This window comes from Roseateles sp. (assembly GCF_039929605.1).
GTDB lineage: Bacteria > Pseudomonadota > Gammaproteobacteria > Burkholderiales > Burkholderiaceae_C > Pelomonas.
In genome coordinates this window covers 1-22,245 of the sequence record NZ_JBDSQX010000051.1, presented here as the reverse complement: position 1 = coordinate 22,245, position 22,245 = coordinate 1, and the positions used below count along the sequence as shown (strand labels likewise).

24 protein-coding genes are annotated in these 22,245 nt (G+C 68.6%); 14 read left to right on the top strand and 10 right to left on the bottom strand.

The genetic code is table 11. From position 1 onward, the window contains the following. Positions 1 to 150: 150 nt before the first annotated feature. The 4 genes from ABIS05_RS07315 to ABIS05_RS07300 all read left to right on the top strand — a co-directional run bounded on the left by ABIS05_RS07315 (position 151) and on the right by ABIS05_RS07300 (position 1,979). Positions 151 to 513 carry a hypothetical protein gene (locus ABIS05_RS07315; protein WP_348011530.1) on the top strand — a complete coding sequence of 121 codons (363 nt, stop codon included), beginning with the start codon at positions 151 to 153 and terminating at the stop codon, positions 511 to 513. 61 nt (positions 514 to 574) lie between these two features. Next, the gene (locus tag ABIS05_RS07310; RefSeq protein WP_348011529.1) at positions 575 to 988 is read left to right on the top strand and encodes a carboxypeptidase-like regulatory domain-containing protein; all 414 of its coding nucleotides are present in this window, start codon (positions 575 to 577) and stop codon (positions 986 to 988) included. Positions 989 to 1,070: 82 nt separating this feature from the next. Beyond that, positions 1,071 to 1,457, top strand: coding sequence for a hypothetical protein (locus tag ABIS05_RS07305; protein ID WP_348011528.1), 387 nt, complete (start codon positions 1,071 to 1,073; stop codon positions 1,455 to 1,457). Between the two features lie 72 nt (positions 1,458 to 1,529). Continuing rightward, on the top strand, positions 1,530 to 1,979 hold the full coding sequence (locus tag ABIS05_RS07300) for a GNAT family acetyltransferase (RefSeq protein WP_348063232.1): 450 nt from the start codon (positions 1,530 to 1,532) through the stop codon (positions 1,977 to 1,979). A gap of 370 nt (positions 1,980 to 2,349) precedes the next feature. Here ABIS05_RS07300 and ABIS05_RS07295 read toward each other — a convergent pair whose 3' ends face one another. Next, positions 2,350 to 5,745 carry a response regulator gene (locus ABIS05_RS07295; RefSeq protein WP_348011526.1) on the bottom strand — a complete coding sequence of 1,132 codons (3,396 nt, stop codon included), beginning with the start codon at positions 5,743 to 5,745 and terminating at the stop codon, positions 2,350 to 2,352. Positions 5,746 to 5,753: 8 nt separating this feature from the next. After that, positions 5,754 to 8,357: a TonB-dependent receptor gene (locus ABIS05_RS07290; protein WP_348011525.1), complete on the bottom strand. Its 2,604-nt coding sequence runs from the start codon at positions 8,355 to 8,357 to the stop codon at positions 5,754 to 5,756. A gap of 307 nt (positions 8,358 to 8,664) precedes the next feature. On the opposite strand from ABIS05_RS07290, the gene ABIS05_RS07285 reads away from it, so the two are divergent. Next, the gene (locus ABIS05_RS07285; protein WP_348011524.1) at positions 8,665 to 9,048 is read left to right on the top strand and encodes a hypothetical protein; all 384 of its coding nucleotides are present in this window, start codon (positions 8,665 to 8,667) and stop codon (positions 9,046 to 9,048) included. Here ABIS05_RS07285 and ABIS05_RS07280 read toward each other — a convergent pair. From ABIS05_RS07280 to ABIS05_RS07265, 4 genes are all read right to left on the bottom strand, one after another. Further along, positions 8,996 to 10,486 (bottom strand): PLP-dependent aminotransferase family protein, encoded by a 1,491-nt coding sequence (locus ABIS05_RS07280; protein ID WP_348011523.1) that lies wholly within the window; start codon positions 10,484 to 10,486, stop codon positions 8,996 to 8,998. The two genes, ABIS05_RS07285 and ABIS05_RS07280, sit on opposite strands and share 53 nt — an antisense overlap. Positions 10,487 to 10,496: 10 nt before the next feature. Then, positions 10,497 to 11,081: a LysE family translocator gene (locus ABIS05_RS07275; RefSeq protein ID WP_348011522.1), complete on the bottom strand. Its 585-nt coding sequence runs from the start codon at positions 11,079 to 11,081 to the stop codon at positions 10,497 to 10,499. 91 nt (positions 11,082 to 11,172) lie between these two features. Continuing rightward, the gene (locus ABIS05_RS07270) at positions 11,173 to 12,492 is read right to left on the bottom strand and encodes an ATP-binding protein (RefSeq protein WP_348011521.1); all 1,320 of its coding nucleotides are present in this window, start codon (positions 12,490 to 12,492) and stop codon (positions 11,173 to 11,175) included. A 135-nt stretch (positions 12,493 to 12,627) separates the two neighbouring features. Then, entirely contained in the window at positions 12,628 to 13,293 is a 666-nt protein-coding gene (locus tag ABIS05_RS07265; RefSeq protein WP_348011520.1) for a response regulator transcription factor, read from the bottom strand. A gap of 67 nt (positions 13,294 to 13,360) precedes the next feature. On the opposite strand from ABIS05_RS07265, the gene ABIS05_RS07260 reads away from it, so the two are divergent. Beyond that, on the top strand, positions 13,361 to 13,984 hold the full coding sequence (locus tag ABIS05_RS07260; protein WP_348011519.1) for a type 1 glutamine amidotransferase family protein: 624 nt from the start codon (positions 13,361 to 13,363) through the stop codon (positions 13,982 to 13,984). Between the two features lie 81 nt (positions 13,985 to 14,065). Next, positions 14,066 to 14,545, top strand: a complete 480-nt coding sequence (locus ABIS05_RS07255) for a VOC family protein (protein WP_348011518.1) — start codon at positions 14,066 to 14,068, stop codon at positions 14,543 to 14,545. 2 nt (positions 14,546 to 14,547) lie between these two features. Here ABIS05_RS07255 and ABIS05_RS07250 read toward each other — a convergent pair whose 3' ends face one another. Then, positions 14,548 to 15,441 (bottom strand): NAD(P)/FAD-dependent oxidoreductase, encoded by an 894-nt coding sequence (locus tag ABIS05_RS07250; protein ID WP_348011517.1) that lies wholly within the window; start codon positions 15,439 to 15,441, stop codon positions 14,548 to 14,550. Continuing rightward, entirely contained in the window at positions 15,431 to 15,904 is a 474-nt protein-coding gene (locus ABIS05_RS07245; protein ID WP_348011516.1) for an Rrf2 family transcriptional regulator, read from the bottom strand. The genes ABIS05_RS07250 and ABIS05_RS07245 overlap by 11 nt, the downstream gene beginning before the upstream one ends. Before the next feature lie 175 nt (positions 15,905 to 16,079). Here ABIS05_RS07245 and ABIS05_RS07240 point away from each other — a divergent pair, with 175 nt between their 5' ends. The 7 genes from ABIS05_RS07240 (at position 16,080) to ABIS05_RS07210 (ending at position 20,670) form a co-directional block, all read left to right on the top strand. After that, on the top strand, positions 16,080 to 16,811 hold the full coding sequence (locus ABIS05_RS07240) for a GntR family transcriptional regulator (RefSeq protein ID WP_348011515.1): 732 nt from the start codon (positions 16,080 to 16,082) through the stop codon (positions 16,809 to 16,811). Beyond that, a complete protein-coding gene (locus ABIS05_RS07235; RefSeq protein ID WP_348011514.1) occupies positions 16,808 to 17,593 on the top strand; it encodes a transporter substrate-binding domain-containing protein in 786 nt (261 codons plus the stop codon). The genes ABIS05_RS07240 and ABIS05_RS07235 overlap by 4 nt, the downstream gene beginning before the upstream one ends. Before the next feature lie 140 nt (positions 17,594 to 17,733). Next, complete coding sequence (locus ABIS05_RS07230) at positions 17,734 to 18,402, top strand: amino acid ABC transporter permease (RefSeq protein ID WP_348011513.1); 669 nt, start codon at positions 17,734 to 17,736, stop codon at positions 18,400 to 18,402. Next, positions 18,399 to 19,046: an amino acid ABC transporter permease gene (locus ABIS05_RS07225; RefSeq protein WP_348011512.1), complete on the top strand. Its 648-nt coding sequence runs from the start codon at positions 18,399 to 18,401 to the stop codon at positions 19,044 to 19,046. Before ABIS05_RS07230 ends, ABIS05_RS07225 begins: the two co-directional genes overlap by 4 nt. Beyond that, positions 19,036 to 19,791, top strand: coding sequence for an amino acid ABC transporter ATP-binding protein (locus ABIS05_RS07220; RefSeq protein ID WP_348011511.1), 756 nt, complete (start codon positions 19,036 to 19,038; stop codon positions 19,789 to 19,791). The genes ABIS05_RS07225 and ABIS05_RS07220 overlap by 11 nt, the downstream gene beginning before the upstream one ends. Before the next feature lie 46 nt (positions 19,792 to 19,837). Then, positions 19,838 to 20,296 carry a host attachment protein gene (locus ABIS05_RS07215; RefSeq protein WP_348011510.1) on the top strand — a complete coding sequence of 153 codons (459 nt, stop codon included), beginning with the start codon at positions 19,838 to 19,840 and terminating at the stop codon, positions 20,294 to 20,296. Further along, complete coding sequence (locus ABIS05_RS07210; RefSeq protein WP_348011509.1) at positions 20,293 to 20,670, top strand: DUF427 domain-containing protein; 378 nt, start codon at positions 20,293 to 20,295, stop codon at positions 20,668 to 20,670. Before ABIS05_RS07215 ends, ABIS05_RS07210 begins: the two co-directional genes overlap by 4 nt. Positions 20,671 to 20,835: 165 nt before the next feature. Here ABIS05_RS07210 and ABIS05_RS07205 read toward each other — a convergent pair whose 3' ends face one another. Then, positions 20,836 to 20,979, bottom strand: a complete 144-nt coding sequence (locus ABIS05_RS07205) for a hypothetical protein (RefSeq protein WP_348011508.1) — start codon at positions 20,977 to 20,979, stop codon at positions 20,836 to 20,838. A 67-nt stretch (positions 20,980 to 21,046) separates the two neighbouring features. Continuing rightward, complete coding sequence (locus tag ABIS05_RS07200; RefSeq protein ID WP_348011507.1) at positions 21,047 to 21,505, bottom strand: DUF4279 domain-containing protein; 459 nt, start codon at positions 21,503 to 21,505, stop codon at positions 21,047 to 21,049. Between the last annotated feature and the right edge of the window lie 740 nt (positions 21,506 to 22,245).

Sequence of the window (22,245 nt, the reverse complement as noted above, 5' to 3'; positions counted from 1 at the left end):
TATTCGCCAGCAGAATTCCGATGTAAATTGCGGCGTCCTTGCGGAGAAATAGCTAATGAATCAAGTGCTTGCCATCGATTCGACAGTCCGCATTACGCAGACGCCCGCTGCAATACGCAGACTGGCGACAATACGTTGGGCGTCATAGCCATGGCTCACGCCATTCCCGCTTCCAAAGTCGTCCACTACGCGGCGGAAGCACTTCGCTCCTTCTTTATCTACGGCTTCGAGTGGATCGACAACCTTCTGTTCCTGCAAGATCCCGAAGTCTTCGTAGGAGCGGACGCGGGCAAGTACCTCGACATCGCGAAAGAGCGATTTCTTGAGTTCGGTTGGGAGGGCGACGGAGTCATTCAATTGCTCTGGCTTCCGCCATTTGTATTTCCCGTGGGGTTAAACGTGCCACCGGAGGGCGTGGCCCTGTGGCATGTCAAGCAGGAGGAGGACGGCGTCTCCTATCTGCTATCCCCTATTCCTCTCCCGTTTGAGGAATTCTCGGGGGCGCGCCAATGACGCCCAACCTTTTGCTGCAGCGGACGGCTCCGCCGCCCGCTGAGCGCCGACGTTAGCCTTCATGAAACAGAGTGCCGCGCTGCTCGCACTGGTATTGCTTCCTGCGATGGCTCATGCCGAGTGCGTAGAGCTGACGTATTCGTTTGAGGGTCGCGTGTTAAGCGACTCTGGCAAGCCTGCTGCGGGTGCCTTGGTTGGGGTGTCATGGCTGGAGTTTGGGCAAGCTGCCGGTCCTGCTGTTGCTGTCGCCGATAGCAAGGGTTTCTATCGCTTGTCAGTGCGATTCCGCCCGAACAACGATATGCCGCTGATTGGCCCTGCATGCACTGATCGGCTAGATCACATCAACATCATTGCGTACACCGGTGATCAGCGTTCGTATCCCACTCAGGTCCAGGTTTCTGGTCTCAAACAAAAGTTGCCCAGCCTCAGAATCAGTGAGTCGGCAGCCAGCCCATGGTCGCGGCCGGGCTAACCATTCATTGCAGCCGACCTGCACCAGCTTTGCTGGCTGGTCGGCTGAATTCAAACGTTGAACCTCACGGCCTGTGCAAGCGATGCTGCTCATTGAAGGCTACACGCCAGACGAAATCCTTGCGATGCCGAACGAGGAACTTCGGGCGATCGTCCTGAGTGATGAGCCACTTGTGTTTAAGGCGGGTTCTGCAAACCTGCTTGGGCGCTTCAAGGTGGAAGGGGGCGGACTGGTCATGGAGCTGGCTCATGTAGACGGAGGTGGCGAAGGTGCTCTGCCAGCACTGGCTTCGCTCGCGCGTCGATACGCCGTTCGCGAGCAGCTTTCGTCCATCGATTGGCGTGTTCACGCCGTGCACTGCGCGAGACCAAATCTCAAACTACGCCGGGTCCTTGAGCGTCGCGGCTTCGAGGTCGGCACGGTGGTCGGGGTCGGTGAGTGCTACCGACTGATCGAGGTGCTGCAGTGAGGTTCAACCTTTTGCTGCAGCGGACGGCTTCGCCGCCCGCTGAGCGCCGACGTTAGGCGCCGAACCCCACACATGACCTTCCCCATGCACTCAATCACTTCATATTCAAACGAAACCCACAGATCCCAAGTCATCCAGCTCTGGGAGACGGTCTTCGGCTACGAGACGGCACACAACACGCCGAGCCTTGCTATCGACAAGAAGTTAGAAGTGCGAGACGACTTGTTCTTCGTGGCCGCTATTGAAGGAACAATCGTCGGCACTATCCTTGCTGGCTACGACGGGCACCGCGGCTGGCTGTACTCTGTCGCGGTTCACCCGTCATACCGAAACAAGGGTCTCGGCAGCGCCCTGGTCGCCCATGCGGAAGTGGCTTTGACGAAGAAGGGCTGCATGAAGATAAACCTTCAGATCATGACCGGCAACGAGAGCGTGAGCAGGTTCTATGAGTCACTCGGCTATGTCGTCGAGAAGCGTGTCAGCATGGGCAAGCGCATCGCTGAGAACGTCGCGCGTGCGTAGCAATACATCACAAGGTCTCAAGTTCGGGTGCGTCATCAGAGTGCCGGCGCCAACCCTTCACTGAAGTGGACGGCTTCGCCGCCCGCTGAACTCGCACATTGGCGCGCCAAGATGCCCAGTTCTGTTCTTGTCGACAAGATCTACGCAGAGGTAATCGTCGGATGTCAGCATCCGGGTTGCATGGAACTCTTGCTTCCAAGTCTTGATAGATGCGAGGATCAAACTGCACCAGTCGATGCATGGGCTGTCAGAGCGGCAACTGAAGCGGAGATTCTGGGATGGGCCTCGGGTCTAACAGAGCAGATCTTTTGTCCTGAACATCGGGCTGATCGTTCAGCAAATATGGAGCGGTAGCCAACAGTGACGCCGCTCAAACCACAGTCGCCTCCGGCAGCGCCCGCAGCAGCGGCTGCAGCAGCCGGGTGACGTCCACCAGCAGCGGCTCGATCGTCGCCATGCCGACACCGCGCCCGCAGGCCGCCTCCAGCGTTGCGGCCGCCTGCTGCAGCTCGGGCATGCCCAGGGTGCCGGCGACGCTCTTCAGGTCGTGGGCGAAGCGCAGCGCGGTCGACTCGTCGCCACTGGCGCAGGCGGCGCGCACGCGGGCCTCGAAGTCGGCTTCGCGCAGGCGGAACATGCCCAGCAGCCGCCGATACAGCGCCTCGTTGCCGTCGACCGCCGCCAGGCCGGCGGCAAGGTTCAGGCCGGTCGCGAGGGGCAAGGCCAGCGCGGCCGTCGATGCCGATGCCGCTGCCGGGCGCACCCAGTGGGTCAGGGTGGCGAACAGGTCGTCCACGCGGAAAGGCTTGGCGACGTGATCGTTCATGCCGGCGGCCAGCACCTTCTCGCGGTCGCCGGCCATCGCGTTGGCGGTCATCGCGATGACCGGCAGGTCCCTCAGCGCGGGGCGCTGGCGCAGCGCACGCGTGGCCTCGTAGCCGTCCATCACCGGCATCTGGCAGTCCATCAGCACGGCGTCGAAATCGGCGTTGTCCAGCGCGGCGAGGGCCTCGCGGCCATCGGCGGCGATGGTGACGGCGATGCCCGCGCGCTCAAGCAGGCCGCAGGCCAGCTCCTGGTTGATGGCGTTGTCCTCGACGAGCAGGATGCGGGTGCCGGCCAGGCTGGCCTGGCGCGCCTGCAGCCGCCCCAACTTCTGCTCGCTGCGGCGGGGGCTCGCCGCCGGCAGGCCGAGCGCGGTGACGCAGGCGTCCAGCACGGCTGAAGGGGTGACCGGCTTGGGCAGCAGCGCAGCCACCTGCAGCCCGCGCTGCTGCAACTGGCGTTCGGCGTGCTCGCGGCTGAAGGCGGTGACCATCAGCACCGTGGGCGGGGCATGGCGGCTGGCCGTCATGGTCAGCCGCGCCAGGCACTCCACGCCGTCCATGCCGGGCATGCGCCAGTCCAGCAGCAGCAGCTTGAAGGGGCGGTCCTGGGCATCGGCACTGGCCACGGCCGCCAGCGCCGCCTCGCCATCGGCCGCCACCTCGGCGTGTAGGCCCAGCGAGGCCACCAGCACGCTCAGCAGCTCGCGCACCGCCGGGTGGTCGTCGACGATGAGAAGGCGCGCGCCGCGCAATTCAGCGGCATTCGGCAAGGGCCGGGCGCCGGGTTGCAGGCCCGGTTGCAGCACGAAGGGCAGCGTGAAGTGGAAGCTGCTGCCGCGGCCGGGTTCGCTTTCCACGCCGATCTGGCCGCCCATGCGCTGCACGAGATGGCGGCAGATCGCCAGGCCCAGGCCGGTGCCTCCGAAGCGTCGGCTGGTCGATGCGTCGGCCTGTGTGAAGGGCTGGAACAGCCGCTCGCAGGCCTCGGCGCTCAGGCCGATGCCGGTGTCGCGCACCTCGAAGCGCAGGGTTGCGCGCTCGACGGTGCGCTCGACGAGGGAGACCGCCACGGTCACCTCGCCGCCCTCGGTGAATTTGATGCCGTTGTTGACGAGGTTCAGCAGCACCTGGCCCAGCCGGGAAGGGTCGCCGACGAGGGCGGTGGGCAGCTCGGGCGGCAGCAGGAAGAGCAGCTCCAGGCCTTTCTCCTCGGCGGGCATGCCCACCAGGTTGGCCAACTGGTCGAAGACGTCGCCGAGCTGGAAGGCAATCGCCTCGAACTCCAGCTTGCCGGCCTCGATCTTCGAGAAGTCCAGGATGTCGTTGATGATGACCAGCAGCGACTCCGCCGCCAGGTGCACCTTCTCGACATAGTTGCGCTGCTTGGCGTCCAGCCCGGTCTGCAGCGCCAGGTAGGACATGCCGAGGATGGCGTTCATCGGCGTGCGGATCTCGTGGCTCATATTGGCCAGGAACTCGCTCTTGGCCTGGGTGGCGGCCTCGGCGACGTGCTGGGCGCGCTCCAGCTGATCGGTGCGCTCGTGCACGCGCTGCTCCAGCGTGTTGGCCAGGCGGCGCACCTCGGCGCGCGAGCGGCGCAGGCGCATCAGGAAGAACACGGTGCCGATCAACGCGATCAAGCTACCGGCCAGCACGGTCCAGAGCCAGCGCTCCTGCAGCGCGCGAGCCTGCAGCTCGACGGCCTGCTGCTCGCCACGGCGCTGCAGCTCGGCCAGCTCGCGCTGGCGCGCCTCGTCGCGGCGGCGTTGTGCGGCCTCCAGCAGGCGCTCGGCGCTGCGCTCGGTGCTGGCGCGCGCCTGCATGTCGGCGGCGTCGATGGCCAGCCGGTAGGCGCGCCGCAGGTCGCCCGCAGCCGCCTGCAGCAGGGCGAGCCGGCGCGCGGCGCTGGCCACGTACAGCGGCTGCCCGAGAGCGAGCGACTCGGCATAGGCCTGCTCGGCTTCGGCAAGCGCAGCCGCCTGGTTGCCGAGCGCCTCGTAGATGCGACTGCGCTGCTGGGCGCCGTGGAACCGGCCGGTGCGCAGCTGCGTCGTCGTGAGAATGGCGCGCGAGCGATCACTTTCGGCCAGCGCCTCCTGCAGCTTGCCCTGCGCGAGCAGTTGATCGGCATGGTTGTGCAAGGCACTGGCGAGGTTTACCGGCGTGGCCACTGCAGTGAAGATGGCGATGGCCTCGGTCACGAGCCGTTCGCCCTCGTCATGGTCGCCGCGCCGGTGGGCTTCGTTGGACAGGCCCAGCAGCGCGAAGCCTTCCTGCAGTCGGGAGCCGGCGGCCTGGGCCTGGCGGCGCATCTGCTCGAACTGCTCGGTCGCCTCGATGAAGCGCTCGCTCTGCATATAGGACACGGCCAGCCCGTGGTGGGCATAGGACTGCGCGAGGGGCTGGCCCGAGCGCTGGGCCGCGTCCATGGACTGCAGCGTCATCGTCGCCGACTCCTCGATCCGTCCGACGCGGCGCAGCACCAGGGCGCCGCGGAACAGCGCCTCCGCCAGCAGGTCGGGCCGGTCCGCGCCGTCCAGCACGGCGATGCTGTGCGACGTGACCTCGACGAGGCGCTCGACGTGGTTGAGGTTGACGGCGCCCAGCGACAGGTTCATGTCGGCCTCGGCCTGGCCGGCGCGGTCGTTGGCGGCGGTGGCCGCGCGCATCGCCTGCTCGGCGCGCGCGATGGCTTCGGTCGACTGGCCGAGATGGATCTCGATGCGCGCCAGCAGGTTCAGCGCCCGCACGACATCGGTGGCCGGCGCGTCGCGCGGCAGCTCGGCCTGTAGGCGCAGCGCCTGCGCATAGGCGGCCGGGGCGTCGTTGTCGGCCAGCCTGCGCACCGCGACCGCGCGCTCGTGCCAGTCGTCGATGGGCGCGGCGCTGGCGCCCAGCAGCACCAGCCACGCCGCCAGTGCGCCTGCCCAGCGAATCACCGCAGATCTCATAGGTGCAGGCTCAAGCTGGTGCCGATCTGGCGGTCGTTGACCCAGGCGTTCTGCGGCCGCGTCTCGACGCCGAAATAGGAGCGACGCAGCGTGCCCAGCAGGTTGCCCCCGTCCAGCGACCAAGTCAGCCGGTCGCTGATGCGCCAGCGCAGCGAGGCGTCCAGCCAGCCGTAGCCACGCGTGGTGGCCTGCAGCGCGCCCAGGCCGACGACGCTGACCGTGCCGCTGGGAAAGCTGCTGCGCCAGTTCCAGGCCAGCCGGGCCGACCAGGCACCCTGCTCGTACAGGCCGACGAGGTTGGCGCTGCGGCGCGAGAGGTTCTGCATCGGCACATCGGAACGCAGCGTGCGGTCGTAGGTGCTGCTGTCGACGAAGGTAGCATTGGCCTGCAGGCCCAGGCCGCGCCAGGCGCCGGGCAGGAAGTCGAGGAAGCGCTGGTAGGACAGCTCGGCGCCGCGGATGTGGCCGGCATCCGCGTTGTAGGGGCGGCTCACCTGGTAGGACAGGCCGTCATGCATCTCGGCCTGGCTGAGCGTGGCGACGAAGCCGTCCACGCGCTTCCAGAACAGCGTCAGAGAGGCGGAGTGGCCGGCGCCGAAATCGCCCTCGGCGGCCAGGTCGGCGTTGCTCGCCCGCAGCGGCCGCAGCGCCGGGTTGCCGGCCGTGCCCTGGTTGAGCTGGGGGTTGATGCTGTTGGGCGTCAAGGTGATGGAGGGCGACAGCAGGTTGAAGTCGGGCCGCGTGATCGTGCGCGAGGCCGCCGCGCGCAGCTGCCAGGGCCCGCCCACGCGCCAGCGCAGGCTGGCGCTGGGCAGCCAGTCGTTCGTCGTCGTGTCGATGTCCAGCGGCTGGATGCTGGCGCTCGACGGCACGCTCTGGTTGCCCGACAGCGTCGAGCGCGTGCGCACCAGGCGCAGGCCGGCGCGGCCATCCAGGGCCAGCGCCGGGGCCCGCCAGCCCGCCTCGGCGTAAGCGGCTTGCGTGCTCTCGCGAATGCGCCACACGCCCAGCGGGCCGCCGGCCGTGGGCAGCGCCGCCGTGATGCCGAAGGCCTGGCGCAGCGCGACCGGGTCGCGCGCGTCGGCCAGCGTGTCCGTCAGATAACCCTCGACGCTGCTGGCGCGGCCGTCGAGGAAGGGCGAGTAGGGGTAGGCGGCGGTGCGGCCCGGCTGGGTGGCTGCGGGCGTGCCGGGCACGGCGATGTCGCCAAAGATCAGGTTGGGCGCGTTGCCGGCCTCGCGGCGCGCATGCCGCCAGCCGATGGCCACGCGCTCCAGCGCGCCGTGGTCGAGCTGCCATTCGGCGTCCACTCGGCCGGCCAGCAGGCTGCCGCGCAGCGGCCGCACCCGATAGGCCAGCGACACGTAGCGCAGGTTGGCCGGGGCGGCCAAGTCGCTGCCTTCGACCGAGGTGCTCGGCACCGTGGCCGCCAGGTCGTGGGTGAAGCGCGCGGCCGTGCCGGCCAGCGTCGGGCCGGAGAAGAACAGGTTGTTGAAGCTGCGCGTGTGGCTGAGGTCGGCGCTCAGCCGCAGCTCGCCCGCCTGCCAGGCGCCGCCGGCGGCGAACTGCCGCGTGCGGTCGACGGTGTCGCGCGCGAAGCCGAGGAGGGACACCGGCGTGTTGGTCCAGGTGATGTGCTGCACGTCGTGGCTGCCGGCAAACAGCGAGACGCTGGCCGGGTCGAAGCTGCTGCCGGCGGCAAAGTTCGGGCCGATGTTGACCTGCTGCGTGTCCTGCCGGGTGTGCAGCTCCGCGAAATGAGCCTCGGCATACAGGTCCCAGGCTGGGCCGGGCCGCCAGCCGAGCATCACGCTGGCCGCGCTGCGCCGACGGCGGCCGAAGCTGGTGCTTTCACTGCTGCCGCTGGGGACGACGGTGTCTTCGCCCGGCACGAGATCGAGCCGGCAGCCCGAGGCGGCGCGCGCGCTGCACAGCATGGGCGAATTGGTGCCCTTCTGGTCCTCGCGGTAGGCGCGGTCCTGCAGCACCAGGTTCACCAGCACCGCCGCCTCGCCCGCCGGCACGGCCGTGCGGCCGCCATACAGCAGCGAGAACTGGCCGGCGCCCTTGTCCACGAGGCTGCCCTGCAGATAGCGCGCCGAAAGCGCCAGCGTGGGCGCGCGAAAGTCGAACGGCTGGCGCGTGCGCAGATCCACCGAGCCGCCCAGGCCCCCCTCGATGCGCGAGGCTGCCGAGCTCTTGTAGACGTCAATGCCGGCCAGCATGTCGCTGGGCAGGTCGGCGTAGTCCAGCGCGCGGCCGAAGCCGGCGGTGAACAGCTCGCGACCGTTCAAGGTGGTCTCGACCTGCACCAGCCCGCGCACCGCCGCAACCGAGGCCTCGCCACGGTCGCGCGTGATCTGCACGCCGGCGATGCGCTGCACTGCATCGGCCACGCTGAGGTCGGGCAGGCGGTTGATCTCCTCGGCGAGGATGCCGTCGACGATGTCCTCGCTGCGGCGCTTGCGCTCGGCGGCGGACTCGACACTGGCCCGCGTGCCGATGACGACGACGGGCTCCAGCTTCTGCGCGGACAGCGCCGGCGGTGCGGCCAGCAGCGCGACGCTGCCAGCCAGGCTCATCAGGTGGAACTGCTTCATGAAGTCTGCCTCCTTGCGACGGGTTGGCGAGATCGGCGCAGCCTGGCGCCTGGATGGGCGCCTTGATGGGTGGTCTGCCAGGCGCCTGAGCCGGCCTGAACAGAGCCGGGACCTCGGGCCATCTTTTATCCCTAATCCAAGGATGTTGACAGTGTCGCTTCCATCAATGCGGGCCGAACTTGCCCGCGCGGGGAAGCGGTCGTCCGCTGCGGCGGCCGAGCAACAGAGCGCAACTTGCAGTGCTCGGGTGACGCATCGCGATACATCCCCCGGCCAAGCGTCACGCCGCCTAGGGCAGACTCGCGCGATGACCCTGGAAATTGATGAAGCCCCCCCGACCCTGACTTCGGAGCAGACCCTGACCGGCTGGCGCCGTGAACTTTGCGTTGAGCTGCTCGGCGAAGGCCGGGCGCGCGTCTTTATGCGCGCGGTGGAGGCGCCGTCGCTGAAGGCCACTGAACTGCATCGCGGCGTGCTGTTCCACCGCGTGGCCTCCAACTTCACCGACCTGGCCGGCTGCGCGGCCGCCGCGCGTGAATCGCTGGAGCAGTTGGCGGCCAGCGCCGCGCGGCAGCAACCCAGCAAGGACAACCTTTTTGCCGCCGTCACCTACGACCGGCGCGCCTGGGAGGGCGTCGTCAGTGCCGTCGAGGACTGGCAGCGGCGGCGCCGCCCGGCAGTGAGCCGCTGACCGCGCCGCGCGCCCGTTCCAGCGCCAGGCGTGTACTCGTCGCGGCACTGAGCTGGTCGTGCAGGAACTCCGCCAGCCGCGGCTGCTGGCTGAACGCGACGTTGAAGCGGATGTGCGGGCTGGCCGCGCCGTCCGCCGCAAAGGTGGCGCCGCGCACGAGCAGGATGCCGCGCCGGAAGGCCTCCTTGACGACGCCGTCCACGTCCACCCCCGCCGGCAGCGCGCCCCACAAAAAGAGCCCGCCTTCGCCTGGGTGCTCCAGCAGCACGCCGGCCTCACGCAGCTGGCGTGCGGCGCTGACGCGCGCCGTGCCCAGGCGCTGCTGCAGGCGCTCCAGGTGTTTGCGCCAGCGGCCGGCGGCCAGCACCTCCAGCAGCACGAACTCGTTGAGCGCCGCCGTCGTCAGCACCGACAGGATCTTCTCGCGCAGCAGTGCCTTGATGAGCGCCGGCTCCGCGGCCATGTAGCCCAGGCGCAGCGCGGGGCTCATCGCCTTGGCAAAGCTGGAGTAGTAGATGACGCGCTCCAGTCCGGATAACTGCGCCAGCCGCGTCGGTGTTCCCGGGTGGAAATGGCCCTGCACGTCGTCTTCGGCGATGAGCAGGTCGTGGCGCTGCGCCAGCATCAGCACGCGGTGCAGATTGGCGGCGCTGCTGCCCCAGCCGGTGGGGTTGTGCAGCACGCTCTGGATGAAGAGCAGGCGCGGCCGGTGCTGGGCGCAGGCGGCGTCGAGCGCGTCGAGATCAATGCCGTCATGGCGGCGCGGCACGGGAACGATGTTGACGCCGGCCTGGCGCAGGCGGTCGAAGAGCAGGAAATAGCCCGGCGTCTCCACGGCCACCGAGTCGCCGGGGCGCAAGAAGGCGCGGCAGATCAGGTCGATGGCGTGGGTGCCGCCGTAGGTCGTCAGCAAGCGGCCGGCGTCGACGGCGACGCCCTGGCTGCGCAGCATCGTGGCGATGCGCTCGCGCAGCTCGGGCAGGCCCTGCGGCGGGCAGCGCGAGGCCATGCCGGCGGTGGCGCGCGCCAGGCCGCGCTGCACGGCGGCGACGGGGATGGCGTCTTCCAGCCAGATGGCCGGTAAGGCGCCGCTGCTGGCCAGCAGCACGCCCGCCTTCTGGTCGTTGGCCTGCTGGGCCAGCCACACGGCGTCTTGCTCCTCGCCGGCCTCCACGCGCACGGCGTCGGGCATGGCGTTGGCAGGGCTGTCGGCGACGAAGAAGCCGGCCGTGCCGCGCGAGTCGATGAGGCCGGCGGCCACGAGGCGGTCATACGCCGTGACGACGGTGTTGGGGCTGACGCCTAACTGCACGGCGAGCTGGCGGATGGACGTCAACCGCGCGCCGGGCGGCAGCTGGGCGCTGACCATCAGCGCATGCAGGCGCTGCTCGATCTGGTCGGCCAGCGGGGTGGGGGAATCGCGGTCGAGAGAAAACATCAGCGAGCGATCAACGGAGGAGCATCAAAGCCAGCACGGCCAGGGAGGCGGCCATGATGGCATTGAACACACGCCGCCGCGCCGGGCTCGACAGGAAGCGGCCGATCCACGCGCCGAACAGCGCCCACATCGAGATGCACGGGAAGCCGACCACCGCGCCGACGAGGCTGACGAGCAGCGCGCCCGTCATCACGTCCAGCCCCGTCGGCATGAAGACCGAGGCCAGCGTGATGGCCTTGACCCAGGCTTTGGGGTTCACCGCCTGGAACAGCGCGGCCTGCGCGAAGCTGACCTGCTCGGGCCGCCGGTCCTGCGCGGCCGGGCTGCCGGCCAGCTTCCAGGCCAGCACCAGCATGTAGACCGTGCCGGCCAGCTTGAGCGCGGCGTGCAACGCCGGCCAGGCGGTGAACAACGCGCCCAGGCCCAGGCACGTCACCCAGGTCTGCACCGCGCCACCGACATTGATGCCCAGGATGGCCGGCAGCGTGCGCCGGTAGCCGTGGTGGGCACCGCTGGCCACCAGCATCATGTTGTTGGGCCCGGGCGTGCCGGACATCAGCGTGCAGTAGGTCAGCAGGGGCAGCAGTTCGTTCATGCCGCTATTGCAGCGGTTGAACGGGCGGGCGTGAAGGGACAGTGGCGCGGGTTGCGTGGGGCGCTGTATCAGCGTGGAGACCCACACAGCGTCAGGACGGCCAGGCGATCTCCGCGCGCAGCCCGCCCAAAGACGAGGCCGCCAGCGTGACGCTCGCGCCCTGCTGCCGCGCCGCCGCACGCACGATGGCCAGGCCGAGGCCGCTGCCTTCGACCGTTGCGCCCTCGCCGCGCTGGAAGCGGTCGAAGACGCGCTCGCGTTGATCGGCGGGGATGCCGGGGCCGTCGTCGTCCACGCGCAGCAGTGGCGCACCCTGGGCGCCGTGCAATGCGCTCACTTGCACCGTTCTGGCACCGTACTTCACCGCGTTGTCGATGAGATTGCGCAAAGCCCCGCGCAGCGCCTGTGGGTCGCCGGTCAGCGGCAGCGCGTCGGGCGCCGTCAGCGTGAGGGCCACGCCGGCCTTGTCGGCCAGCGGCTGCACATCGGCCACGGCCTGGCGGGCCAGCTCTGCCAGGTCCAGGGGCTGCAGGGCGGCTTCCGCACCCGGCTCGGCGCGGGCCAGGGCAAGCAGTTGTTCGACGAGGTGAACGGCGCGGTCGATGCCGCCGCGCAGGCGGGCAATCGATTCGTCCTGCTGCGCGCCGGGTTCCGAATCGCGCAGCAGGCCGAGCTGCAGCTTGAGTGCCGTCAGCGGCGTGCGCAGCTCGTGGGCGGCATCCGCGACAAAGCTGCGCTGCACGTCGAAGGCCTCGGCCAGCCGCACAAGCAGCGCGTTGAAGGCGTCCACCAGCGGCGCCACCTCGCCGGGCAGGCCGGCCGTGGGCAGGGCGTCCCGCGCGTTGGCGCCGCGTAGCTGCGCGGCCTGGGTCACACGCGCCAACGGCGCCAGCGACACGCCCAGCAGCCACCACACGGCCGCCGCCACCAGCGGCAGCGCGATGGCCACCGGCGCAATGCTGCGCAGCGCCGCCAGTGCGGCGAGGCGCTGCCGCACGGCCAGCGGTTGGGCCACCTGCACCACGCGCAGCGGCGTGGCCGCGCTGAAGACGCGCCAGTCCTGCCCACCCAGCCGCAGGTTGGAGAAGCCCAGCACCGCGCGTGCCGGCAGCGGCTCGTTCATGCCCTGGGGTCGGCTGGAGTACAGCTCCAGCCCTTGCAGCGACCAGATCTGCACGACGTAGTCGAGGCCTGGGTCGGCCAGCGCAGCGGCGGCCTCGGCGCTCTCCACGCGGCCCTGGTCGCGCAGCGACAGCGCCGTCTGGCGCAGCTGGTAATCGAAGAGTTGATCCGCCTCGGCGCGCACGCTGACGTAGGTGGCGCTTGCCACGGCCAGCGCCGTCACGGCGCCGAGCACGGCGAGCAGCGCGAAGAGGCGGCCGCGCAGGGTGGTGAGCAGCCGCTTAACCATGGCGTGGTGAATTCTGCGGGCCGAGCGCCGGGCCGCTCCCAAGCCGGCCCGTCAGGTGATGTGCTTGCGGCTCAATGCCGCAAGCATCGCCGTCCCCCAGGGGGACCGGCCAAGGTACTCTTTGGACGAGGGGCCTCATTTCTCCACACCGGCGTAGTAGCCGAGGCCGCGCACGGTGTGCAGCAGGTCGGCGCCCAGCTTCTTGCGCAACTGGTGCATGTAGACGCTGATGGCGTTGCTCTCCAGCTCTTCGCCCCAGCCGTAGAGGCGGTCCTCCAGCTGGGCGCGCGAGACGATGGCGCCGGGCCGCTCCAGCAGCGCCTGCAGCAGCGCGAACTCGCGGGCCGACAGCAGCACGGCGCGCCCGCTGCGCGTGACTTCACGCGTGGCCGGGTCCAGGCGCAGGTCCGCCACGGTCAGCGCCGAGTCGGTGCGGCCACCCTGGCGGCGGGCGAGGGCGCGCAGGCGGGCCAGCAACTCGTCCAGCTCGAAGGGCTTGACGAGGTAGTCGTCGGCGCCGGCGTCCAGCCCCGCCACCTTGTCGCTGAGCGCGTCGCGCGCCGTCAGCACGATCACCGGCGTGGCATCGCCGCGCGAGCGCATCGCGCGCAGCACCTCGATGCCGCCGCGCTTGGGCAGGCCCAGGTCCAGCAGCACGGCGTCGAAGCGTTCGCCGCTGGCCAGCACCGCGTCGGCCGCCTGGCCGTCGCGCACCCAGTCGGCCGCAAAGCCCTGGCGGCGCAGCGCCTCGCGAAGGCTCTCGCCGATCATGGGGTCGTCTTCGACGAGGAGCAGGCGCATGTGGGAACGTTGATTGCTGGGTGGACCGACCACGGATTGTGGCGACTGGCCCTGGAGGGTGCATCCCATGAAGAAGTCGACTGTCCATCTCTTCGTCTTCGACACGATGTCGGACTGGGAATACGGCTACCTGATCGCCGGCCTGAACAACCCGCAGTTCCAGAAGACGCCCGGGCGGTTCAGGGTCAGGAGCGTGTCCACCACCGGCAAGCCCGTCAAGACGATCGGCGGCTTGCGGGTCGTGCCGGACCTGAGCTTCAGTGAGCTCAGTCCCGACAGGAGCGCCATGCTGGTGTTGCCCGGCGGCATGGCCTGGGACGAGAAGAAAAACAAGAAGGCCACGCTGCTGGCTGCGGAGTTCCTGGCCCAGGGCGTGCCGGTCGCCGCGATCTGCGGCGCCACGGCGGGGCTGGCGCGCGCGGGTTTGCTGGACGACGTGCCGCACACCAGCAACTCCGCCGACTACATCGCCGCCACCGGCTACTCAGGCGCAGCCCTCTATCGCAAGAAGCCGGCTGTGAGGGCGGGCAACCTCATCACGGCGTCGGCCATGAGCCCGCTGGAGTTCGCCCGGGAAGTGTTTGCCGCGTTGGATGTCTATGACGACGCCATCCTCTCCGCCTGGTACAGCCTCTACAAGACCGGCGACGCCAAGTACTTCGCAACGCTGATGGCCTCGCCCGGTCACTGATGATTGCTGATTGTTGCGATTGCATCGCGCGTGGCGAACCGTGGCGGCCTAACCTTGTGAACCGCTGAAAAGGAGCAACGAATGACGCCCAAGAACACCGTCTGCCTCTGGTACGAAGGCGACGCCGAAGCCGCAGCCAGGTTCTACGCCAAGACCTTCCCGGACAGCAGCGTCGGCGCCGTACACCGCGCGCCGGGGGACTTCCCCGATGGCCATGAGGGGGACGTACTGACCGTCGAGTTCACCGTCTGCGGCATTCCCTGCATCGGCCTCAACGGCGGCCCGGCGTTCAAGCAGAGCGAGGCCTTCTCCTTCCAGATCGCGACGGACGATCAAGCCGAGACCGACCGGCTGTGGGCGGCCATCGTCGGCAACGGCGGCGAGGAGAGCCAGTGCGGCTGGTGCCGCGACCGTTGGGGCCTGTCCTGGCAGATCACGCCGCGTGCGTTGACCTCGGGTGTCACCGACCCCGATCCCGCCGTGGCCAAGCGCGTGTTCGAGGCCATGATGAAGATGAAGAAGATAGACATCGCGGCCATCGAGGCCGCGCGAAGAGGCTGATCTCAGAACATCGTCGACCGGTGGGCACCGAAGCCCGCCATGACGCCGTCTCCCACCGACAGCGCCACGCTGCCGGCCGCGCGCGCCGCGTCGCCGCAGGCAAAGACGTTGGCCACGCTGGTTTCCTGCGTCGGGCCGACCTGGATGAAGGGCCCCATCGGCCCTTCGGTCATCGCGCAGCCGAGCTGCTCCGCCACGGCGCTGGCCATCAGCGTGCGCGGCTGCGTGAAGAGGCCGTTCATGCGCTGCACACGGCCGTCCGCCAGCACCACGTCGGCCTCGCCTTCGAGGCGAACAACCGGCGTGGGCTCGATGCGCGTACCGCGCCGGGTGAGGGCGTCCAGCTCCTCGCCGCTCGGCGTGTAGACGCCGTTGAGGAAGAGCGTCGTGCGGCCCCAATCGGGCAGCATGACGGCGTGGTGCTGGGCCAGCGGCGTGGCAGCAATGATGCCGATCTCGCCGGCTTCCAGCTCGTAGCCGTGGCAGTAGGGGCAGTGGAAGACGCTGCGCCCCCAGCGCTCGGCCAGCCCCGGCACCGGCGGCAGCAGGTCGCGCACGCCGGTGGCGAGGACGAGTCGACCGGCGCTGACGGCAGTGCTGCCGACACGGAACGCCAGCCGCCTATCCGCATCCACGCGGGCTTCGTCGGCGGTGCCGTCCAGCCACTGCACCGACGGGTAGCGCAGCAGCTGCGCCTTGCCTTCTGCCGCGATGGCGGCGGGTGCGCGGCCGTCCTGCGACATGAAGCCGTGCGAGGTCAGGCCGGCGTCGTCGACGAAGCGGTTGCGGCGCTGGCCGGCGTCGACCACCAGCACGGTGCGGCGGGCGCGCGCCAGCTGCAGCGCGGCGGACAGGCCGGCAAAGCTGCCGCCGATGACGGCGAAATCAATCTGCATGGAGGTGCTCCTCAAGGCGGTGGGGTGCGCCGGCGCGGTGCCGCGCCAGGCGGTGGTGGAAGTCCTGCGACAGCGCGGCCAGCGTCACGCCGCCGAGTCGTTCCAGCAGCAGCGCCTGGGCGTCCTGCACGGCGGCGCCGAGGGCTTCGTTGACCGCCTGGGCGACCAGGCACTCGGGCCGGTCCTCACGAAAACCGAGCGACACGAAGGCCGGTGCGCCGAGCGCCTCGTGCACGTCGCGCAGCGTGATGCGGTCAAGCGGGCAGCTCAGCAGCCAGCCGCCTCCGTGGCCTTTGGACGACGCCACAAGGCCGGCCTCGCGCAGCCCCGCCATCAGGCGGCGCAGCACGACGGGGTTGGTCTGCATTGCCGCTGCGAGCGACGCGGACGTGGCCGGGCCGTCGCCCTCGGCCATGTGCAGGAGCACGTGCAGGACATCCGACAGCTGGCTGCTTGATTTCATGCAACATTATTAGTTGCATGAGTAAGGCCTTGCGGTTGGCGCGGCTTTGGTGGCGCGGCTTGGGGCTGCAGGCACCGTGCTGGTGCCGCCCGCTGGCCGCGCCGCCCAAAACTTGTGCGCAAATCTTGCATACAAGGCGGATGAGCGTTGGCATGGAAGCTGCAAACAGCCCGGCATGGGCATCTCCGCCGCAGACATCAGCCAGCGCATCGTCGAAGCGGTGCTCGCGCAGAAACTCGCGCCCGGCGCGCGGCTGGGCGAGCAGCAGTTGGCGATGCTGTTCGACTGCAGCCGCACCATCGTGCGCGAGGCGCTCACGCGGCTGGCGGCGCGCGGCATCGTCACGGTCAGCGCGCGGCGCGGCTGGTACGTGATCGAGCCGTCGCCAGACGAGGCGCGCGAGGCTTTTGAGGCGCGCCGCGTCATCGAACTCGGCTTGATCCGCGGCCAGGGCCGCCCGCCTGAGGACGCCCTGGCGCGGCTCAACCTGCATCTGCAGCAGGAGCAGGCGGCGGTGCAGGGCGACGACGTGGGCACGCGCAGCTTCCTGCTGGGCGACTTCCATGTCTGCCTGGCCGAATGCCTGGGCAACAGCCTGCTGGCCGACACGCTACGCGACTTCACCGCGCGCACCACCTTGATCGCCATGCGCTACCAGTCCTCCCACGACGCGGCGCTGTCCTGCCAGGACCACGTCGCCATCGTTGCCGCGCTGGCCGCCGGTGACAGCGCCCGCGCCGAGGCGCTGATGGCCGAGCACTTGGCGAGCGTGCAGGCCGCACTGCGCCTGCCTGCCGACACCGACCCGCTGCAACGGCTGCGCGAGGCCCTTGCGCCGCTGCCTTCTTCTGCGACTTCCGTCGCCTTCGATCCTGCTGAACCCGCCTATCTAGGAGCCCTGCTATGAACTCGTCCCTGACCCGCCGCCTGCTGATCGTGGCCCTCAGCCTGCTGGCCGCTGGCGCCCAGGCCCAGACCGCGCTGGACAGCATCACCAAGAGCAAGACGATCAAGATCGCCGTGCCGACCGATTACCCGCCCTACGGCTTCGTCGGCCCCGACATGGCACCGCAGGGCCTGGACGTGGCGGTGGCGCAGCTGATCGCCGCCAAGCTGGGCGCCAAGGTGGAGCTGGTGCCCGTGACGAGCGCCAACCGCATCGCCTACCTGCAGACGAAGAAGGCCGATCTCGTCGTCTCCACGCTGGGCAAGAACCCGGAGCGCGAGAAGGTCATCAACTTCAGCGCGGCCTACGCGCCGTTCTTCCAGGCGGTGTTCGCGGCCAAGAGCCTGCCCATCAAGACCTGGGCCGACCTGGGCGGCAAGAGCGTGGCCGTCACGCGCGGCGCGATGGAAGACCAGGAGCTGGCCAAGGTCGCGCCGGCCACGCTGGAATACAAGCGCTTCGAGGACAACAACGCCACGATTGCCGCCTTCGCCGCCGGCCAGACCCAGCTGCTGGCCACCAGCGCGGCGGTGGCCGGCAACCTGATGCAACGCAACCCGGGGCTGAACACCGAATACAAGCTGCTGTTGAAAGACAGCCCCTGCTACGTCGGCGTGGCCAAGGGCGAGGACGCGCTGCTGGCCAAGGTCAACACCATCATCGCGGCGGCCAAGGCAGCGGGTGAGCTGGAGGCGCTGTCCAAGAAATGGCTGGGCCGCAGCACCGGCGACCTGCCGCTGTGATGTGAAAACCCAAACAAGGCCACAGAGGCACAGAGGCAAAGAGGCAGCGGGATGAAGGTCTCTCTGTGGCTCTGTGCCTCTGTGGCTGTGTTCAAAAACGAACCTGGCCAGACCGGCGCAGCGTCGCAAAGCCACACCCCATGATCACCTTCGACTTCCTCGCCGTGCTGGCCGAATGGCCGCTGCTGCTCAAGGGCCTGGCGTGGACGCTGGGCCTCACGCTGATCGCCACGCCGCTCGGCCTCGTCATCGCCACGCTCGGCGCCTGGTCGCGCGCCAGTGGGCCGGCGTGGCTGCGGCGCGTGCTGGGCGCCTACGTGGAACTGCTGCGCAACACGCCCTTCATCGTGCAGCTGTTCTTCATCTTCTTCGGCCTGCCGGCGGCGGGTGTGAAGCTGTCGCCCGAGGCCGCGTCGCTGATCGCCATGACGCTCAACCTCGGCGCCTACGGCACCGAGATCTTGCGTGCCGGCATTCAGGCCACGCCGCGCGGGCAGTGGGAGGCGGCGCAGAGCCTGGCGCTCAGCCCCGTGCAGGTGTTCATGCGCGTCGTGCTGCCGCCGGCCTTCCAGCGCGTGTGGCCGGCGCTGACGAGCCAGATCATCATCGTCATGCTCGGCTCGGCCGTCTGCGGGCAGATCTCCACCGAGGAGCTGAGCTACGCCGCCAACCTCATCCAGAGCCGCAACTTCCGCGCCTTCGAGGCCTTCATCATCGCCACGCTCTGCTACCTGGCGCTGTCCATCGCCGCGCGCCAGTTGCTGATGTGGGCCGGCCCGCGCTTCATCTTCGGCAGGAGGGCGTCATGATCGAGTTCACGCTCTGGGACATCGTGCGCAACCTGCTGCTGGCGCTGCGCTGGACGGTGGCGTTATCGGCCATCGCCTTCGTCGGCGGCGGCCTGGTGGGCGGCCTGCTGCTGACGCTGCGCCTGGGCCTGGGCAAGCGCACGCGGCTGGGCATCTCGCTGTATGTGCAGCTCTTCCAGGGCACGCCGTTACTGATGCAGCTCTTCCTCGCCTACTTCGGGCTGGCGCTGCTGGGGCTGGAGGTGTCGGCCTGGACGGCCGCCGCACTCGCGCTAACGCTCTACACCAGCGCCTATCTCGTCGAGATCTGGCGTGGCTGCGTGGACGCCGTGCCGAAGGGCCAGTGGGAGGCGGCGCGCAGCCTGGCCATGAGCTTTGGCGAGCAGCTTCGCCACGTCATCCTGCCGCAGGCCGGGCGTCTGGCCATCGCGCCGACGGTGGGCTTCCTCGTGCAGGTCATCAAGGGCACGGCGCTCGCGTCGGTCATCGGTTTCATCGAGCTGACGAAGGCCGGCAGCATGATCGCCAACGCCAGCTTCAAGCCCTTCCTCGTCTTCGGCTGCGTGGCGCTGCTGTACTTCACGCTGTGCTTCCCCGTCAGCCTCTTTGCTCAACATCTGGAAGGCAAGCTCCATGGCCGCTGAAGTCCACGCCGACCCCATCGTGCGCATCACCGCGCTGCGCAAGTCCTACGGCTCGAACGAGGTCCTCAAGGGCATCGACCTGGATGTGAAGCGCGGCGAGGTCATCGCCATCATCGGCAAGAGCGGCTCGGGCAAGAGCACGCTGCTGCGCTGCGTGAACGGGCTGGAGCAGTTCCAGGACGGCGCGCTCACCGTCAACGGCAAGCCCTTGCTCTACGAGAGCGCGATGGCCATGCGCGAGCTGCGCCAGCAGGTCGGCATGATCTTCCAGGGCTTCAACCTCTTCCCGCACCTCAGCGTCGGCCGCAACGTGATGCTGGCGCCGACGCTGGTCAAGAAGCGCACGCACAACGACGCTGCACAGCAGGCGGCCAAGCTGCTGACGCGGGTCGGCCTGGCCGAGAAGTTCAACGCCATGCCCGACCAGCTCTCCGGCGGCCAGCAGCAACGCGTGGCCATCGCCCGGGCGCTGGCGATGGAGCCCGCCGTGCTGCTGTGCGACGAGATCACGTCGGCGCTGGACCCGGAGCTGGTGGGCGAGGTGCTGCGCGTCGTCGAGAGCCTGGCCGAGGAGGGCATGACGCTGCTGATGGTCACGCACGAGATGAGCTTCGCCCGCAAGGTGGCCGACCGCGTCATCTTCATGCACCAAGGCCGCGTGCACGAGATCGGCCCGCCGGCCGAACTCTTCAGCGCGCCGCGCACGCCGGAGCTCAAGCAGTTCCTGTCTTCACTCCACGACTAGGAACGTCGATTGCCGGGTGACATTCCCTCCATGAAAGGAATGCCCGATGAAGACAGCATGGACCCTGGTGGCCGACGAGGCCATCGCCCGCATCCTTGAGCAACCCGAAGAGGGCGGCGACCTGATCGCGGTGGAAGCCCTGACCGACCCGGACGCCCACGCCCGCGAGGCCGACATGAAGCACGGCCCGCACGGTCGGCGTGCTGGCGGCGGCACCGCGCCCCAGGCCACCGTCTCGGCAGCGGACTCCGAACGCCACCAGCACGCGCAGGTCTTTGCCGCACGCATTGCCGAACGGCTGGCGCAAACCCTGCAGGAAGGGCGTTACGGCGTGCTGCACGTCATCGCCGCGCCCAGGCTGCTGGGCTACCTGCGCAAGGCGCTGCACCCGAGCGTGGCGGCCGTCGTCGCCAGCGAGCAGGACAAGGACGTCGTGCATGAAAGCCTGGCCGCGCTGACACTGCGCGTGCCGGCCCTCTCGACCCTTTCCAGGGGCCTGTCATGAGCGCCTCCCCCGGTCACCGTGAGCACCCCGAGCACACCGTCGCCGAGACACGCGTCGCGCACAAGGTCAGCGCGAGCATCGACGGCCAGGTCGTCGCCGAGTCGGACGATGTCATCCGCGTCGACGAGACCGGCGCGCCGCCGCGCCTGTACTTCCCGCGCGAGGCCGTGAAGGTCGAATTGACCCCCAGCGACACGCGCAGCACCTGCCCCTTCAAGGGCGAGGCCACCTACTACAGCGTGGCGCAAGGCGGCCGGCAGCTGAAGGACGCCGTCTGGTCCTACGAGACCCCCTACGACGAGCACGCCGCGCTGGCCGGCCGCCTGGCCTTCTACGACGACAAGCACCCCGGCATCACCTTCAGCGAAGGCTGACCTGGAAGCAGCGCCGCACCGAGCGTGTGGCGTCGAGCTGGAGTTCATGCTCGGCGAGGTCGTTGCCCTTGGTGGCGCCATGGTCGGGGCTGCCTGCATGAAGGCCGGTTGCTTGCAGCGGCGCCGGCTGAGCCCGCCGAGCCCAGGCAGCCCAGCTGGGGCCGTCTACAGCGCCGCCGGCGTCGCGTCGCCGAAGTGCGTGGCCGGTGGCGGCAGCGCGATGAGGGCGCCGCAGCTCCAGTCTTCGGCTCGCAGCGACGGTGCCGGCTGGTAGCGGGTCTTGCCCTTGACGGAATGAACGACCGACAAACTTCAGCAGGCGGACGCGCAACGTGAAAGTGAACGGACGCCGGAGGCGGTCCGCTAAAATGAAGGGTTAGTCATCGCGCGATTTCGCCAACGCATCGGTGTCCTGCTTTGCCCAATACTCCGCCTCTTCCTCAGGTGTTGGAGCGTACACATCAAACTCTGGCGTGATGCCACGTTCCGTTAGTGCCGCGAGCGTGCGAATTGAGAGAACGAACCCTTGATTCCTGTTGTCCATGAAGAAGCCACAGAAAAGATCGACTTCAAAGCGTTGACCAAGCTGATGCCAAACACTCAGATCTGGTGTGAGGCCCGCCAGTAGCTGATTGACCTGCTCTTCGTAGTTCTCAGGCTCAGCATCTGGAACGGTTAGGCACCACATTCCATTCCTTCGTTGATTGCCTCGGTTTGGAGATATCAGATCGCCTCTCCGATGGCTCTTTGTTGGTTCACAGCCGAGAAGCTTTGTAATCTCATCCGGATTGAGGTCGTCGCCGAAAACGCGTATTGCTGCAGTGGACTTTGCCATGGCTTGTTTGTGAGGCCTAACGTTCAACATGAGCGGCAAAAGAAAGTGGGCGAAGCCCGCTTGTGGACGTCCCGCTCTATGGAAGGGTGTGCGCCCAGCATGGGCGCGAACTTATGGGGTGCAAGTCCCCTGTGGGAGTACCGACTTGGACTCATCGACAGCAAAGCCCACCGGAGCGCAGCCTACGGTAAATGCGGCGCTTGTGCATCGACAGTTCGCGTCATTACCTGGGGAGATCTGCGCCGCGAGCGGTGCGTGTGGATGGCGGTATACCCGGACGGTCAACCGGGACATCAAGAACCCGGCGCTGCGGCGAGCTGCACGGCAGCAGCACCCCCATCCAGGCGGACGATGCGCCGGGCGGGACGGCGTGGTTGCGCAGCCATCCGGACACGGTGGAGCGGCTGGCTGCGGTGAAGGCGGTGGCAGCGGCGAAGGGGGCGGCGATGGAGGGGAGGTGACGCCGTTGTCGGGTGTGTTGTGTTGAGGGCGTTGCCGGCGGCGGGGCGCAAGGAGCGCTGACTCGGTAGGCTGGGATGAGCTGCGCGAACCCCAGCGTCAGCGCGGGGGGCGTTGGCGTTCACCCCACCCTACGAGCTTCGTTTGGTTTGATTTGGCGGAGAGCGTGCTCGGCTCGGTGCATTGCCGGGAGTCCCGCCCGGCGGCGGGGTAACTTTGGCTACGCCGAAACTTCGTTTTCTTCTGCGGCGCCAGAAGCAAGTCACCAAAGAAGAGGCGCT

Excerpts from the sequence above, each read along its gene's own strand:
- ABIS05_RS07315 (WP_348011530.1), top strand. The coding sequence starts at position 151 with ATGGCTCACGCCATTCCCGCTTCCAAAGTCGTCCACTACGCGGCGGAA.
- ABIS05_RS07310 (WP_348011529.1), top strand. The coding sequence starts at position 575 with ATGAAACAGAGTGCCGCGCTGCTCGCACTGGTATTGCTTCCTGCGATG.
- ABIS05_RS07305 (WP_348011528.1), top strand. The coding sequence starts at position 1,071 with ATGCTGCTCATTGAAGGCTACACGCCAGACGAAATCCTTGCGATGCCG.
- ABIS05_RS07300 (WP_348063232.1), top strand. The coding sequence starts at position 1,530 with ATGACCTTCCCCATGCACTCAATCACTTCATATTCAAACGAAACCCAC.
- ABIS05_RS07290 (WP_348011525.1), bottom strand. The coding sequence starts at position 8,357 with ATGAAGCAGTTCCACCTGATGAGCCTGGCTGGCAGCGTCGCGCTGCTG.
- ABIS05_RS07285 (WP_348011524.1), top strand. The coding sequence starts at position 8,665 with ATGACCCTGGAAATTGATGAAGCCCCCCCGACCCTGACTTCGGAGCAG.
- ABIS05_RS07280 (WP_348011523.1), bottom strand. The coding sequence starts at position 10,486 with ATGTTTTCTCTCGACCGCGATTCCCCCACCCCGCTGGCCGACCAGATC.
- ABIS05_RS07275 (WP_348011522.1), bottom strand. The coding sequence starts at position 11,081 with ATGAACGAACTGCTGCCCCTGCTGACCTACTGCACGCTGATGTCCGGC.
- ABIS05_RS07270 (WP_348011521.1), bottom strand. The coding sequence starts at position 12,492 with ATGGTTAAGCGGCTGCTCACCACCCTGCGCGGCCGCCTCTTCGCGCTG.
- ABIS05_RS07265 (WP_348011520.1), bottom strand. The coding sequence starts at position 13,293 with ATGCGCCTGCTCCTCGTCGAAGACGACCCCATGATCGGCGAGAGCCTT.
- ABIS05_RS07260 (WP_348011519.1), top strand. The coding sequence starts at position 13,361 with ATGAAGAAGTCGACTGTCCATCTCTTCGTCTTCGACACGATGTCGGAC.
- ABIS05_RS07255 (WP_348011518.1), top strand. The coding sequence starts at position 14,066 with ATGACGCCCAAGAACACCGTCTGCCTCTGGTACGAAGGCGACGCCGAA.
- ABIS05_RS07250 (WP_348011517.1), bottom strand. The coding sequence starts at position 15,441 with ATGCAGATTGATTTCGCCGTCATCGGCGGCAGCTTTGCCGGCCTGTCC.
- ABIS05_RS07245 (WP_348011516.1), bottom strand. The coding sequence starts at position 15,904 with ATGAAATCAAGCAGCCAGCTGTCGGATGTCCTGCACGTGCTCCTGCAC.
- ABIS05_RS07240 (WP_348011515.1), top strand. The coding sequence starts at position 16,080 with ATGGGCATCTCCGCCGCAGACATCAGCCAGCGCATCGTCGAAGCGGTG.
- ABIS05_RS07235 (WP_348011514.1), top strand. The coding sequence starts at position 16,808 with ATGAACTCGTCCCTGACCCGCCGCCTGCTGATCGTGGCCCTCAGCCTG.
- ABIS05_RS07230 (WP_348011513.1), top strand. The coding sequence starts at position 17,734 with ATGATCACCTTCGACTTCCTCGCCGTGCTGGCCGAATGGCCGCTGCTG.
- ABIS05_RS07225 (WP_348011512.1), top strand. The coding sequence starts at position 18,399 with ATGATCGAGTTCACGCTCTGGGACATCGTGCGCAACCTGCTGCTGGCG.
- ABIS05_RS07220 (WP_348011511.1), top strand. The coding sequence starts at position 19,036 with ATGGCCGCTGAAGTCCACGCCGACCCCATCGTGCGCATCACCGCGCTG.
- ABIS05_RS07215 (WP_348011510.1), top strand. The coding sequence starts at position 19,838 with ATGAAGACAGCATGGACCCTGGTGGCCGACGAGGCCATCGCCCGCATC.
- ABIS05_RS07210 (WP_348011509.1), top strand. The coding sequence starts at position 20,293 with ATGAGCGCCTCCCCCGGTCACCGTGAGCACCCCGAGCACACCGTCGCC.
- ABIS05_RS07200 (WP_348011507.1), bottom strand. The coding sequence starts at position 21,505 with ATGGCAAAGTCCACTGCAGCAATACGCGTTTTCGGCGACGACCTCAAT.